This is a genomic window from Actinomadura sp. 6K520, from assembly GCF_004349245.1.
Taxonomy (GTDB): domain Bacteria; phylum Actinomycetota; class Actinomycetes; order Streptosporangiales; family Streptosporangiaceae; genus Spirillospora.
The window spans coordinates 1-12,737 of the sequence record NZ_SMLC01000188.1; the positions used below are offsets into that span (position 1 = coordinate 1).

Here is a 12,737-nt window from a genome sequence, read left to right on the forward strand (position 1 = left end):
GTCGGCGGGTCGGGGGGCGGAGGTCACGGCGGCGGCGGTGGCGAGTCCGCCGGCGACCAGGAGGGTGCGCCTGGTCAGCGGACGGGCGGTGTCGGCCATGGAAAGCGACCTTTCGGAGGTTCCGGCAACTGCCGGAAAGCCTCGCCATGGCCGGTGACCGGGAGGCACCGCGCGGGTGGCCGCCACCACAACAATGATGATCTTCTGGCGGGCGAAAGGTCACGCGCGGGGGACGTTTGGTGATAGGATTGCGCCTGTGCTAGTAGCGCACAGAAATCCCACCCTATATATAGGAGTGTAGCCGCGGTATGGGACTCCGTCAAGCGGACGCTGTCAACCCCGAACGCGAGGAGAAGGCGCGCGCGGCCGCGATGCGCGTGGAACAGGAGTACGTGTCCCGCCTGTACGCGCGGCTCGACGTCGAGCGCGCCAGCGCCGAGGCGGCGCTGCGCGAGGGGCCGGCCGCGGGGGGCGGCAGCGCGTTCCAGGCACGGCTGGAGAGCGCCGTCGCCACCGACGAGGCGGCCCGCCGCCTGGCCAGGCTCAGCGGCGTCGAGCACGGGCTGTGCTTCGGGCGCATCGACCACCGGGCGGACGCCGACGGTCCCGGTGACACGTTCTACATCGGCCGCATCGGCCTCCGCGACGCCGACCACGAACCGATCCTGATCGACTGGCGCGCCGCGGCGGCACGGCCGTTCTACACGGCCACGCCCGGCGCCCCCGGCACCCTCGCGCGCCGCCGCCACCTGCACCTGCGCCGCCGCGAGGTCGTCCGGCTGGACGACGAGGTCTTCGACCTGGAGGGCCTGGGCGAGTCCGACCGGGCCGGCCTCGTCGGGGAGGCCGCGCTGCTCGCCACCCTCCGCCGGGGCCGGACGGGACGCATGAGCGACGTCGTCGCCACCATCCAGGAGGAACAGGACCAGGTCATCCGGTCCGGCCTGCAGGGCGTCCTCGTCGTCCAGGGCGGCCCGGGAACCGGCAAGACGGTCGCCGCCCTGCACCGGGCCGCGTACCTGCTCTACACACACCGGGACGTCCTCGAACGGCGCGGCGTGCTCGTCGTGGGCCCCAACGCCACGTTCTTGCGCTACATCGAGCAGGTGCTCCCCGGCCTGGGCGAGACCGACGTCGCCCTTGCCACGGTCGGCGAGCTGTACCCCGGCATCAAGGCGAAGGCGACCGAAGTCCCAGCGGTCGCCGTTATCAAGGGCGACCTGCGCATGGCGGACGTGATGGAGGCGGCCGTCCGCGACCGGCAACGGATCCCCGCGGGCGGCCTGCACATCGAGACCGACGGCCTCACCCTGGCCGTGGACGCCGGAAAGTGCGCGGAGATACGCGACCGTGCCCGCTCCCTGCGTCTCCCCCACAACGTCCAGCGGCGCCGCTTCGTCCACGACATGCTGGAGGCCCTCGCCATCAACCGGGCAGAGCAGTACGACCGCATCATGGACGAGCCCCTGGAAGAGATGGCGAAGAACGGCGGGCTCCCCGACTGGCTCCAGGAACTCATCGACGAGGCCGAGGACGAACCCCTCCTGGACGAGACCGACCTCCGCCTCGCCAAGGAAGCCCTCTGGCAGGACGCTGCCGTCCACAGCGCCCTCAATGCCCTCTGGCCCGAGCTGACCCCCGAGCAACTGTTGACCGACCTCTTCGCCGATCCCGACGCCCTCGCCCGGGTGGGTACGCAAGCGGGCCTCGACTGCACGCTGCTCCACCGTCCGCCCAACGCGCCGTGGACGACCTCGGACGTCCCCCTCCTGGATGAGGCCGCCGAGCTCCTCGGCAAGGACGACTCCGCCGAGAAGGCCCGCCGGCGCGCCGCGGAGGCCGCCCGCGCCAAGGAGGAGCTGTACGCCCGCGAGGTCATCCAGACCGCCGATACGGGGCACCCCGAGCGGCTCTCCGCCGCCGACCTGCTCACCGCCGCCGAGCTGGCCGAGCGCCACCACGACGACGGCCCGCCGCTCACCACCGCCCAGCGCGCCCTCGCCGACCGCGAATGGGCGTACGGGCACGTGATCGTGGACGAGGCGCAGGAACTCTCCGAGATGGCCTGGCGCACCGTGATGCGCCGCGTCCCGACCCGATCCCTCACCGTCGTCGGCGACATCGCCCAGACCGGCAGCGCCGCCGGCGCCGGGTCCTGGGCGCAGATGCTCGACCGCTACGTCCCGGGCCGCTGGCGGGAGCAGCGGCTCATGGTCAACTACCGCACCCCGGCCGCCATCATGCGGGTCGCCGCCGACGTCCTGGCGGCCGTCGCCCCCGGCGAGACGCCCCCAGAATCCGTCCGCGACGAGGGCACCCCGCCGGCCGCGATCGCGATGCCGGTCACCGGGCTGCCCGCACTCGTCCGGTCCGAGCTGTCGCTCGTCACCGGCGGGACGCCCGACGACATCGGCGGCGCCTTCAAGGAGGGCCGCCTGGCCGTGATCACCTCCGCCGCCCGCCACCCGGCCGTCCTGGAGTCCCTCCCGGACGCCGCCGTCGGCGCGACCCCCGAGGCCCTCGACTCCCCCACCGTCGTCCTGACCGCGGAGGAGGCCAAGGGCCTGGAGTTCGACTCCGTCATCGTCGTCGACCCGTCCGGCATCCTGGCCGAGTCCCCCAAGGGCGGCCAGGACCTCTATGTGGCCCTGACGCGAGCCACCCGCCGCCTGACGGCCGTCCACGACGACGACCTCCCGCCGCTGCTCTCGGGGATGGCGGAGCGTTAGCGGCGGCGGCTGAGGGGGCGGCGCCAGGAGATGCCGGTGCCGGGGATGCGGAAGGTCATGTAGCGGCGGCCGTCCGCCGAGCGGGTGTAGCGGGCGCCGCGGCCTCCCACGCTGTGGCCCACGCCCTTGCGGGAGAGGTTGATGCGGAACGGACCCTTACGGAGCGACTTTCGATAGTGCCAACCCATGGTCCGGTGGATTCCCGGCGAACCGCCGGGAATCCGCGTCGCCGTTCACGGACAGACCGAGATATCGGATTCGGACAGACCGAAGCACGACAAGGGCAGGAGGTGACCAAATCCGGTCCGAGTTCGTCGCGCAGCGCTCTTTACCGGGCGTCCCGGGGCGAGGAACGTGTGCCTCCGTAGAGATCATTTTCCGATTTCGGGAGGTGCGGGTTGGCCAGGCGATCCCTGAGACGAACCCGGCGGACGGTGACGGTGGCCGTGCTGACCGGCGCGGCGCTCGTCGCGGGCGGCGGCGGGGCGACGGCGCTTGCGCGGACGTCGCCGCAGGTCGTGGTGAAGGACGGCGTGACCCAGCCGGTCTTCTCCTACAAGGACGCGATCCGCGAGCACGTCTACGTGGAGTCGAGCGTGGACAGCGACCGCGACGGCGAGCGCGACCGCGTCAACGTCGACATCATCCGGCCGAGGGAGACCGAGAACGGTCTCAAGGTGCCGGTGATCATGGACGAGAGCCCGTACTACGACAACGCGGGACGCGGCAACGAGGGCGAGCGCAAGACCTACGACGCCGACGGGAACCCTGTGAAGTTCCCCCTGTACTACGACAACTATTTCGTCCCCCGCGGTTACGCGTTCCTCGCCGTCGACATGGTCGGGACCACCCGGTCGGACGGCTGCCCCGTGAGCGGCGGCCCGACCGACGTCCTCGGCGGCAAGGCCGTGGTGGACTGGCTGAACGGGCGCGCCAAGGCGTACCGGGCGGACGGCAGCCCGGTCGAGGCGTCCTGGTCCACCGGCCGCACCGCCATGATCGGCAAGTCCTACGACGGGACGCTCGCCAACGGCGTGGCCGCGACCGGCGTCCGGGGCCTGGAGACGATCGTCCCCATCACGTCGATCAGCAGCTGGTACGACTACAGCCGCATGAACGGCGTCAAGTACTGGACGGACGAGCAGCCGTGGCTCGCCGACTACGTCGACACCGACCCGCCCGAGAAGTGCGCCGCGGTCAACGCGGACCTGGACGCGGGCGAGGACGACGCGACCGGGAACTACAACGCCTACTGGAAGACCGCCGACTACCGGGACGGCACGATCGCCCGCGCCTCCCGCGTCCGGGCGAGCGTGTTCGCGGTGCACGCGGTCAACGACCTCAACGTGAAGGCCGACCACTTCGCCGAGTGGTGGGACGCCCTGGCGCGGCACGGCGTCCAGCGCAAGGTGTGGCTGACGCAGCGCGGCCACGTCGACCCGTTCGACTTCCGGCGCGACCACTGGGTGACGACCCTGCACCGGTGGTTCGACCACGAGCTGCACAAGATCCGCAACGACGTCATGCGGGAGCCCCGCGCCGACATCGAGACCGGCCCCGACCAGTGGATCACCCAGCCGGACTGGCCGTCCCGCGACGCGCGCGCCGTCACCCTGCGTCCCGGCGAGGACGGCACCCTCGGCCCGACCCGCGCCCCGAGGGGCGCGACGGCCACGTTCACCGACGCTCCGGGCCCGCGCGGCCAGGGGCACCCGGAGAGCGCGATGGTCGCCGACCCGACGGCGGAGCAGCCGTTCCGGGCCGCGTTCGTGTCGGGGCCGCTGCCGAGGACCGGGCGGCTGTCGGGAACGCCCGAGGCACGGCTCAGGATCAAGCTGGACGCGCCGACGTCCAATGTCACCGCGCTGCTCGTCGACTACGGCGAGGACACCCGGGTGGACTACCTCGGCCCGGGCTCCGGCATCCGCACCCTGGACACCGAGTCCTGCCACGGTGAGAGCACCGGCACCGACGACGCCTGCTATCGGGAGACCGAGGTCAGAACGGTCACCTCGCCGGTGAACGTGGTCGCGCGCGGCTGGCTCGACGCCCAGAACCACCGGTCGCTGAGCCGTCCCAGCCCGCTCAGGCCCGGCCGCTACTACGACGTCCGGTGGGAGACGCTCAGCCAGGAGTACGTGCTGAAGAAGGGGCACCGCCTCGCGCTGATCCTGGCCGGGACGGACTCCGACTACAACACCGAGACGCCCACGGGCGCGCAGGTGACGGTGGACCTGCGCGGCAGCTCCGTTCGCGTCCCCGTGGTCATCGGCGCGGACGAGCCGTCCGCGATGGTCGCCCCGCCGCAGCCGGGGACGACCTGGCGAGGGCCGACCGAGGTGACGCTCCCCGTCCAGGAACGCGAGTTCCGCTGATCACCGGCGGCCCCGCCGTCCCGTAGCGGCGGGACGGCGGGGCCGCCCCGTCATTGGTTGTCGGTGTCCTTGCTGGGCTGGACACGCTTGGGCTCGCCGGGCATTTTCGGGTAGTTCGGCGGATACGGCATGTCGCCCAGGCCGTGGTCGCGCTCGTCGCGGTCGGCCATCTCCAGCAGGCCCTCCAGCGAGAACGCCTCATCGTCGATGGACGCGTGCAGGTCGCCGAGCTCCGCGAAACGGGCGGGCATCGTGGCGATGGTGAAGTCGTGCGGGTCGACGTCGGGCAGCTCGTCCCAGGTCACGGGCGCCGACACCGGGGCGTGCGGGGCGGGGCGGACGCTGTAGGCCGACGCGATCGTCCGGTCGCGGGCGTTCTGGTTGTAGTCGATGAAGACCTGTTCCCCGCGCTCCTCCTTCCACCACCTGGTGGTGACCTCGGACGGGTTGCGGCGCTCCACCTCGCGGCCGAACGCGAGGGCGGCGCGGCGGACCTCGGTGAACGTCCAGCGCGGCTCGATGCGGACGTAGATGTGCACGCCGGCCTTGCCGGAGGTCTTCACGTAGCCGGTGAGGCCCAGCTCCGCCAGCAGGTCGCGGGCCGGGCCGAGCGCGACGCGGACTGCGTCGGAGAATCCGGTGCCGGGCTGCGGGTCGAAGTCGATGCGCAGCTCGTCGGGGTGGTCGACGTCGTCCCTGCGGACGGGCCACGGGTGGAACGTCAGCGTCCCGAGGTTCGCGGCCCAGGCGATCACGGCGGGCTCGGTCGGGCAGACCTCGTCGGCGGAGCGGCCGCTGGGGAACGCGATCCGGGCGGTCTGCACCCAGTCGGGCGCGCCCTTGGGGATGCGCTTCTGGTAGAAGGCGTCGGACTTGCCGGCGCCCCCGCCCTGCTGGCCGCGCGCGTAGTCCTCCCGGGTGGCCATCCTGGCGCCCTCGAACACGCCCGCGGGCCAGCGCTCCAGCGTCGTCGGGCGGTCGCGGGTCGCGCGGACGATGCCCTCGCCCACGGCCAGGTAGTACTCCACCAGCCGCCGCTTGGTGTAGCCGTGCTCCGGGAAGTAGACCTTGTCGGGGTTGGTCACCTTGACGAGCCGATCCCCGACCGGGATCTCGATGAAGGGCGAGGCCATACGGGCACGTTAACCCACGGGCACGACAGTGCCGCGCGGCCACCCCGGCGGGTACCGTCGGGGGCATGGAGAAGATCCGCAAAAGCGAGGAAGAGTGGCGGGCGCGGCTCAGCCCCGAGGAGTTCCACGTGCTGCGGGAGGCGGGGACCGAGAAGCCGTTCACCGGCGAGTACAACGACACGAAGACCGTCGGCGTGTACCGGTGCCGTGCCTGCGGTACGGAACTGTTCCGCTCGGAGACCAAGTTCGAGAGCCACTGCGGCTGGCCGTCGTTCTACGCCCCGTCCGACTCCGACGCGGTCACCCTGATCGAGGACCGCTCGCTCGGCATGGTCCGCACCGAGGTGCGGTGCGCGGTGTGCGACTCGCATCTGGGCCACGTCTTCCACGGCGAGGGCTACGGCACCCCGACCGACGACCGCTACTGCATCAACTCGGTCTCGCTCACCCTCGAACCCGCCGAATAGCCAACCGGGCCACGCCTCCGGGCGTCCCCGGTGGCGGTGGTGACCAGGGGCCCCGCCGCCGGGGCGCCTCGCCCCAGCGGACCCGGACCCGCGCCTAGACGAGGTTGGCGACGAGTTCGGTGACGGGCTTGCGGCGGCCCGTGTAGAACGGGATCTCCTCGCGGGTGTGCAGCCGCGCCCTGGCGCCGCGCAGGTGGCGCATCAGGTCGACGATGCGGTGCAGCTCGTCGGCCTCGAACGCCAGCATCCACTCGTAGTCGCCGAGCGCGAACGCCGACACCGTGTTGGCCCGGACGTCGGGGTACTCGCGCGCCATCTTGCCGTGCTCGGCGAGCATCGCGCGGCGCTCGTCGTCCGGGAGGAGGTACCACTCGTAGGAGCGCACGAACGGGTAGACGCACACGTAGGCGCGGGGCTCCTCGTCGGCGAGGAAGGCCGGGATGTGGCTCTTGTTGAACTCCGCCGGGCGGTGCAGCGCCATCTGCGACCACACCGGCTCGCTGGCGCGGCCGAGCGCGGTGCGGCGGAACCGGGTGTAGACCTCCTGGAGGTCGTCGGACGTGGGGGCGTGCCACCAGAACATGTAGTCGGCGTCGGCGCGCAGGCCGGCGACGTCGTAGGCGCCGCGGGTGGTCACGTCCTTCTCGGCGGCCTGGTCGAGGAGCTCCTGGACCTCGGCCGCGTCCCGCTCGCCGAGCGTGCCCGGGCTCGTGACCCGGAAGACCGACCACATGGTGTAGCGGATGACGTCATTGAGTTCGCGTGCCCTGGGCTTGCCCGTCGGCTGCGTCATGGTCTGCTCCTTCTCGGCTGCGCAGGTGGTCCAGCACCCGGGTGGCCGCCGCGCGCGCCGAGGCGATGCACGCGGGGATGCCCAGGCCGTCGTAGGCGGCGCCCGCGACCGCGAGCCCCGGCGCCGCGGCGACCGCGGACCGGACCCTGGCCACGCGATCGGCGTGGCCGACGTTGTACTGCGGGAGGCCGCCGCCCCATCGGGTCACCCGGGTCTCGGCGGGCAGCTCGGTGACGCCGCACGTCGCGGCGAGCTCGGCCATCGCGGTCGCGGTCAGCTCCGCGTCGGTCCGCTGGAGCGCCCGCTCGTCGCCGAACCGCCCGATGGAGCAGCGCACCGCGATGACCTCGGGGTCGCGGTCGCGCAGATGGGGCCATTTTACCGAGCTGAACGTGACGGCCTTGACCCCCCGTCCCCCGTGCTCCGGGTCGCTCTCCACCGCGGGGACGAGGTAGCCGCTGCCGTCCGGGAGGCGCGGGAACGCGGTGGCCCGGTAGGCGAGCGTGATGATCGCCATGCTGGCGTACTCGATGCCCGCGAGTTCCCGGGAGGCGGCGGGGACGTCCTCCTTGAGGAGCCGCGCCGCGGGGGCCGCGGGCACGGCGATCAGCACCGCGCCGGCGTCGAGGTGCTCGGGGGCGCGGGTGGGCCCGATGGTGAGGCGCCATCCGTCCGGGCGGCGGCGCAGCTCGCGGACCGTCGCGCCGGTCCGGACCGTCCCGCCGGCGGCGGTGACGTCGGCGGCGACCAGGTGCGGGAGCGTGCCGAGGCCGTCCGGCAGCGTGGCGAACACCGGGCCGGGGTCCTTCGGCGCGGCGTCCCGGATGCCCTGGACGGCCTGGAGCAGCGAGCGGTGGGAGCGCGCGGCGGCGGCGACCGCGGGCAGCGTCGCGTCGAACGACAGCAGCTCGGTGCGCCCCGCGTACACGCCGCCGAGCAGCGGCTCGACGAGGCGGTCGACGACCTCGCGGCCGACGCGGGCCCCGATGTAGTCGGCGACGGACACGTCGGCGCCGCGCGGCGTCTCGGGCAGCACGAGGTCGAGCGGGACGCGCGCCAGCCCGCCCGGGGACAGCACCCGGGCGGCGGCCAGCGCCCGCAGGTCGGACGGGACGCCCATGACCTGCCCGGACGGGATCCGCCGCAGCTCGCCGCGGCTGAAGATCGACGAGGACGTGGTGCCGGGGTTGACCAGCTCGCCGGACCGGCCGACGCCGGCGACGAGGTCGAGGCCCTCCGGGCGGCGGGCGAGCATCGACTCGGCGCCCTCGTCCACCGGGATCCCGGCGATCTCGCTGACCCGCAGCTTGCCGCCGAGCTGCGGGGAACCCTCCAGGAGGGTCACGCGGACGCCGTCCCGGGCCAGCATGCGCGCGGCGGCGAGACCGGCGATGCCGCCCCCGACGACGACGGCATGGGAGGTGCTCATATCCTCCAGCGTCTCAGACGCACCGCCGGATCGCGCACCGGGTCGGCCGGAAGGGTGCGCGGTGTGCGCGGTTTCTTGTCGCCGGATTGACAAGTCTTTCGAACCGCGCCAGTGGATACTGGCGACATGAACCTCTGGACAACCCCGCTCAGGGCCGCGGGCGCCGTGGCCACCGCCGCCGTGCTGGCCGCCGGGCTCGCCGTCCCCGCGTCCGCCGCGGTCCGCGGCGGCTTCGAGCCGGTGCCGCTGCCGTTCTTCTGGCCGAACAACTACCTCTACGACGTCGCGGCCGCCGGTCCGGACAGCGTGTGGATCGCCGGGACCCAGGGCGAGCTGGTCGTCCCCGGCCCCATCCCGGGGACGGGCACCACCATTCCCGGCAACCCGGTCGTGCGCCGCTGGAAGGAGGGCCGCTGGGTCGAGTACGACCTCCAGGGCCTGCGCAGCCGCGGCACGATCAGGGACGTCGACACCGCCGGCCCCGAGGACGTCTGGATTACCGGACCCAAGTACAGCGCGGACAACGCGGCGACCCCCTACCTCGCGCGGTTCACCGGCTCGCGCTTCGCCCAGGTGGCGGCACCCCCGGGCGCGGACCGCGCCGACTTGCAGGCCACCGGGGCCGGGGTGTGGGTCGCCACCGGCACCGACCTCCACCGCTGGACCGGCGCCTCCTGGATCCACGTGACCTCCTTCCCCGAGATGGAGCGCGATGTCAGTTACGCCCGCGCCGACGACGACGTGTGGGCCCTCGGCCACGTCTCACAGGTAGATGGCACCCTCGTCGCCCGCCACTGGGACGGGCACTCGTGGCGCGAGGTCCCGGTGCAGGGGCCGCCCGAGCTTCGCGGAGGCTTCGCCGGCATGGTCGCCGTCTCCCCCACCGAGGCGTGGGCCATCGGGTACAACTACAGCGGTTCCGGGAGCCCTTCGCTGCTGATGCGCTGGGACGGCACCGCCTGGACGAGCGTCACCCCGCCCGCCGGCCTCAACATCCTCAGCGACATCGTCCGGGCGGACGACGGCACGATCTGGGTCATCGGGCACGCGATCGACGAACCGGCCAAGCCCGGCCTGCTGCGCTACTCCGGCGGGGCATGGGAGCGGGTGCCGACCACCGCCGTGCCGAACCGGAGCAACTTCAACGCGGCCGCGCTGGCCGTCGTCCCCGGCACCGGCGCACTGTGGACGCTCGGCACCGTCGACATCGGCGGCCCCGTCGTCCTCAGGGACGGCTGACGAGCCGCACCGGACAGCTCGGGCCCGTGACCGCCGTGTGCCCGCTTCGTGCCCGTATCGCGATCCGTCGTGCGGAACGGTGATATGCATCACCTCGTCCAAGCCGCATGGGGATCGTGAGAAGCGTCAGGCACGTGACATGGGCGCTCGTCGTCCTCCTGCTCGCCGGCACGCTGGCCGCGTGCGGGGGCGGCGACGGCGGCTCGGAGAGCGCGGACCCCTCGGACGGGTCCGCCGCCCGCGCCCCCGCCGCCACGGGCGGGGACCGCGACCGGGGGGCGGGACCGGCCGAGCGGGCGCCGGCGGGGGCCGACGAGGACGCGGGCGCCGGTGCCGGCGCGAAGCGGCCGCAGGCCCCGCTCACCGCGGCGCGCGAGGTCGTCCACACGGCGTCCCTGCGGGTCAGGGCGGAGGACGTGAACGCGTCCGCCGCGAAGGCCAAGCAGCTCGTCACCGGCGCGGGAGGCTACGTCGAGCGGGAGTCCAGCAGGACCGAACCGCCGCGCTCCGAGATCACCCTGAAGATCCCCGCCGAGCGCTACGGCGAGCTGCTGAACACCCTCGGCACGGAACTCGGCACCAAGCTCTCGCTGAGCCAGGAGGCCGAGGACGTCACCGGCGAGGTCGCCGACGTGGCCGCCCGGGTGCGCTCCGCGGAGGCATCGCTCGCCTCCTTCCGCAAGCTGTACGAGCGCGCCGACTCCATCGACGAGATCATCAGGCTCGAGAACGAGATCGCCGAGCGCGAGGCCGACCTGGAGGCGCTGCAGGCGCGCGAGAAGTCGCTCAAGAACAGCACCCAGTTCGCGACCGTCACCGTGACGCTGGTGTCCAAGGACGCGCCGAGGGAGCCCGAGGACGACTCCCGCGGCGGGTTCATCGGCGGGCTGCAGAACGGCTGGAGCGACTTCACGGCGTTCGTCGGAGGCATCGCCTTGGTGTTCGGCTGGCTGCTGCCCTTCCTCCTGACGGCGGCCGTGCTGGGCCTTCCGGTGCTGGCGTACCTGCGTCGCCGGCGCGGCCGGTCCCCGAACGGCGCGCCCCCGGCGGGCGGCGGCCCGGGCCCCCGGCCGGAGCAGGAGGAGGCCGCCGCCGGGCCGTCCGGCGGGTAGGGCGCCCGGCTAGCGTGCGTCCTCGGCGCTCGCCTCGTGGACGAGGTCCACGAGGCGGGCCAGCACGTCCGGGTTCGTGGACGGCAGGACGCCGTGCCCCAGATTGAAGATGTGCCCTTCGGCGGTGCGGCCCCGGGCCAGCACGTCGCGGGCGCGGCGCTCCACCGTCTCCCACGGCGCGAACAGGATCGCCGGGTCGAGGTTGCCCTGCAGCGCCTTGCCGGGCTCGACGCGGCTGACGGCCTCGTCCAGCGGCACCCGCCAGTCGACGCCGACGACGTCCGCGCCCGCCTCGCCCATCGGGCCGAGCAGCTCGCCCGTCCCGACGCCGAAGTGGATGCGGGGCACGCCGAGCGGCTCGATCTCGGCGAAGATGCGGCGGGCGTGGGGCAGGACCGACGCGCGGTAGTCCTGCTCGGCGACCGCGCCGACCCAGGAGTCGAAGACCTGCACGGCGCTCGCCCCGGCCGCGACCTGCACCTTCAGGAACGCGATGGTGAGGTCGGCGAGGCGGTCCATCAGGTCCGCCCACAGCTCGGGCTCGCCGTACATCATGGCCTTGGTGCGCTCGTGGTTCTTGGACGGGCCGCCCTCGATCAGGTAGGAGGCCAGGGTGAACGGGCCGCCCGCGAACCCGATGAGCGGCGTCCCCCCCAGCTCCCCGGCCAGGCCGCCGACGGCCTCGGTCACGTACGGGACGTCGTCGGGGACCAGCGGGCGCAGCGCCGCCACGCCCGCCGCGTCCCGGATCGGGTCGGCGATGACCGGGCCGACGCCCGGCTTGATGTCGAGGTCCACGCCGACGGCCTTGAGCGGCACCATGATGTCGCTGAAGAAGATGGCCGCGTCCACCGCGTACCGGCGCACCGGCTGCATGGTGATCTCCACGACCATCTCCGGCCGGGTGCAGGACTCCAGCATCGGGACGCCCTCGCGCACCCGCAGGTACTCCGGAAGGGAGCGTCCGGCCTGGCGCATGAACCACACGGGCGTGTGCGGCACCGGCCGCCTGCGGCAGGCCAGCAGGAAGGGGCTCGCGGAGAGCCCGCCGTCGTCGGGCGGGCGCGCGGCGGCGTCGTCGGGGCGGGCAGCGTCAGCGGTCACGGTGCGATGGTCCCACGAAAGGGCGGCCGGAGGGCACGGGGGTGACCCCTGGGGGCCGGCGGACGGTGGACGAACTTCCGGACACGCCGAGCGAAGTCCCGCATTCTGTCACCGGCGCGTGCGAACGTGATGCGTGTCATAGCCGAGGGAGGTCCCCCTTGTACTGCTCCACCTGCGGTGATGAACGTGTGTTCGAGCAGCCGCCATGTCCGGACGGTCATGGCGAGGAGTGCCCGGAGCGAGCGTGCGTCGACTGCGGTTCCGCCGTCCTGGTCGGTGCGCCGCCGCCCGCCCTGCCTCCCGCTCCGGGGCACGCGACCGGCACCGCCCCGGAGCCCACGACCGCCCCGGCGCAC

General features: G+C 73.2%; 10 protein-coding genes. 5 read left to right on the plus strand and 5 right to left on the minus strand.

Going from position 1 to position 12,737, the window contains the following annotated elements:
- Positions 1–308: 308 nt before the first annotated feature.
- Positions 309–2,729: an ATP-binding domain-containing protein gene (locus tag E1289_RS31695; protein WP_131986817.1), complete on the plus strand. Its 2,421-nt coding sequence runs from the start codon at positions 309–311 to the stop codon at positions 2,727–2,729.
- Here the strand turns inward: E1289_RS31695 and E1289_RS31700 are convergent.
- A complete protein-coding gene (locus E1289_RS31700; protein ID WP_131954685.1) occupies positions 2,726–2,917 on the minus strand; it encodes a DUF4236 domain-containing protein in 192 nt (63 codons plus the stop codon). The two genes, E1289_RS31695 and E1289_RS31700, sit on opposite strands and share 4 nt — an antisense overlap.
- A gap of 246 nt (positions 2,918–3,163) precedes the next feature.
- Here E1289_RS31700 and E1289_RS31705 point away from each other — a divergent pair, with 246 nt between their 5' ends.
- On the plus strand, positions 3,164–5,104 hold the full coding sequence (locus E1289_RS31705) for a Xaa-Pro dipeptidyl-peptidase (protein WP_131986835.1): 1,941 nt from the start codon (positions 3,164–3,166) through the stop codon (positions 5,102–5,104).
- Between the two features lie 50 nt (positions 5,105–5,154).
- On the opposite strand, the gene E1289_RS31710 is transcribed toward E1289_RS31705, so the two are convergent.
- Positions 5,155–6,237: a DNA polymerase domain-containing protein gene (locus E1289_RS31710; RefSeq protein ID WP_131986819.1), complete on the minus strand. Its 1,083-nt coding sequence runs from the start codon at positions 6,235–6,237 to the stop codon at positions 5,155–5,157.
- Between the two features lie 65 nt (positions 6,238–6,302).
- Here E1289_RS31710 and msrB point away from each other — a divergent pair, with 65 nt between their 5' ends.
- Complete coding sequence (msrB, locus tag E1289_RS31715) at positions 6,303–6,704, plus strand: peptide-methionine (R)-S-oxide reductase MsrB (protein WP_131986821.1); 402 nt, start codon at positions 6,303–6,305, stop codon at positions 6,702–6,704.
- 94 nt (positions 6,705–6,798) lie between these two features.
- Here msrB and hemQ read toward each other — a convergent pair whose 3' ends face one another.
- A complete protein-coding gene (gene hemQ / locus E1289_RS31720) occupies positions 6,799–7,497 on the minus strand; it encodes a hydrogen peroxide-dependent heme synthase (protein WP_131986823.1) in 699 nt (232 codons plus the stop codon).
- Positions 7,454–8,926, minus strand: coding sequence for a protoporphyrinogen oxidase (gene hemG, locus E1289_RS31725; RefSeq protein ID WP_131986825.1), 1,473 nt, complete (start codon positions 8,924–8,926; stop codon positions 7,454–7,456). The genes hemQ and hemG overlap by 44 nt, the downstream gene beginning before the upstream one ends.
- Before the next feature lie 126 nt (positions 8,927–9,052).
- Here hemG and E1289_RS31730 point away from each other — a divergent pair, with 126 nt between their 5' ends.
- Both E1289_RS31730 and E1289_RS31735 read left to right on the plus strand, forming a co-directional pair.
- A complete protein-coding gene (locus tag E1289_RS31730) occupies positions 9,053–10,165 on the plus strand; it encodes a hypothetical protein (RefSeq protein ID WP_131986827.1) in 1,113 nt (370 codons plus the stop codon).
- 116 nt (positions 10,166–10,281) lie between these two features.
- The gene (locus E1289_RS31735) at positions 10,282–11,277 is read left to right on the plus strand and encodes a DUF4349 domain-containing protein (protein WP_165970680.1); all 996 of its coding nucleotides are present in this window, start codon (positions 10,282–10,284) and stop codon (positions 11,275–11,277) included.
- Between the two features lie 9 nt (positions 11,278–11,286).
- Here E1289_RS31735 and hemE read toward each other — a convergent pair whose 3' ends face one another.
- Entirely contained in the window at positions 11,287–12,300 is a 1,014-nt protein-coding gene (hemE, locus tag E1289_RS31740; RefSeq protein ID WP_347813605.1) for a uroporphyrinogen decarboxylase, read from the minus strand.
- Positions 12,301–12,737 lie beyond the last annotated feature (437 nt).

Excerpts from the sequence above, each read along its gene's own strand:
- E1289_RS31710 (WP_131986819.1), bottom strand. The coding sequence starts at position 6,237 with ATGGCCTCGCCCTTCATCGAGATCCCGGTCGGGGATCGGCTCGTCAAG.
- E1289_RS31730 (WP_131986827.1), top strand. The coding sequence starts at position 9,053 with ATGAACCTCTGGACAACCCCGCTCAGGGCCGCGGGCGCCGTGGCCACC.
- E1289_RS31695 (WP_131986817.1), top strand. The coding sequence starts at position 309 with ATGGGACTCCGTCAAGCGGACGCTGTCAACCCCGAACGCGAGGAGAAG.
- hemG (WP_131986825.1), bottom strand. The coding sequence starts at position 8,926 with ATGAGCACCTCCCATGCCGTCGTCGTCGGGGGCGGCATCGCCGGTCTC.
- msrB (WP_131986821.1), top strand. The coding sequence starts at position 6,303 with ATGGAGAAGATCCGCAAAAGCGAGGAAGAGTGGCGGGCGCGGCTCAGC.
- E1289_RS31700 (WP_131954685.1), bottom strand. The coding sequence starts at position 2,917 with ATGGGTTGGCACTATCGAAAGTCGCTCCGTAAGGGTCCGTTCCGCATC.
- hemQ (WP_131986823.1), bottom strand. The coding sequence starts at position 7,497 with ATGACGCAGCCGACGGGCAAGCCCAGGGCACGCGAACTCAATGACGTC.